The 846-nt window shown below is 61.6% G+C and carries 1 pseudogene; it reads left to right on the plus strand.

Going from position 1 to position 846, the window contains the following annotated elements:
• Window positions 1–79: 79 nt before the first annotated feature.
• Window positions 80–774: pseudogene (locus NWI01_RS18625) on the plus strand (IS5 family transposase); the annotation flags it as partial.
• Window positions 775–846: the final 72 nt, after the last annotated feature.

An 846-nucleotide genomic window follows, 5' to 3' on the forward strand; every position in this document is an offset into this window, starting at 1 on the left:
TAGGGCCAATCGACATTCAGGATTCCCAAGATGCGTAATCGCTGATTCATAGGGTTCCGTGACTTGCACGGAGCGTGTGATGGCGGCGAAGCGGTACGAATTGAACGAGGCGCAATGGTCGAGAATTTCGTCGTTGCTGCCCGGCAAGACAGGCGATGCAGGTCGCACGGCAGCGGATAATCGTCTGTTCGTGAACGGCTGCTTGTGGGTTCTGCGCTCGGGTGCGCATTGGTGCGATCTGCCGGAGCGGTACGGCCAATGGAAAACGGTGCACCGGCGGTTCAGCCGTTGGTGTCATGCGGGCGTTTGGGAGCGCGTGTTCGCAGCCCTGACAGCGGATCGGGATAACCAGTATCTGATGATCGACAGTACCATCGTTCGTGCTCACCAGCAGGCCGCGAGCGGAAAAGGGGGGCCAGGGATCAGGCGCTGGGGCGCTCTCGAGGTGGACTGACCACCAAGATCCACATGTTGGCCGATGCGCTGGGGCGCCCGCTCCGGTTCATTATCACGGCCGGACAGGCCGGCGACGTGACTCAGGCACCGGCTTGCTTCGTGGCCAGACCGGCGAAGCCGTGCTCGCCGACAAAGCCTATGACAGCAACGCCCTGCGCATGCTCATCACCGGGATGGGCGCAACAGCCGTCGTCCCCATCCAACCGAACCCGCAAGGTGATCATCCCGCACGACGCCACAGCCTACAGGCAACGCAATCGTATCGAGCGCTGCTTCTGCCATCTCAAGCACTTCCGCCGCTTCGCAACGCGCTACGACAGACGATCAGCCCACTTCGCCGGGTTCATCCATCTCGCTGCCGCAATGATCTGGCTGCGGTGAATGTCGATT

The sequence above is a fragment of the Nitrobacter winogradskyi genome, from assembly GCF_006539545.1.
GTDB lineage: Bacteria > Pseudomonadota > Alphaproteobacteria > Rhizobiales > Xanthobacteraceae > Nitrobacter > Nitrobacter winogradskyi_A.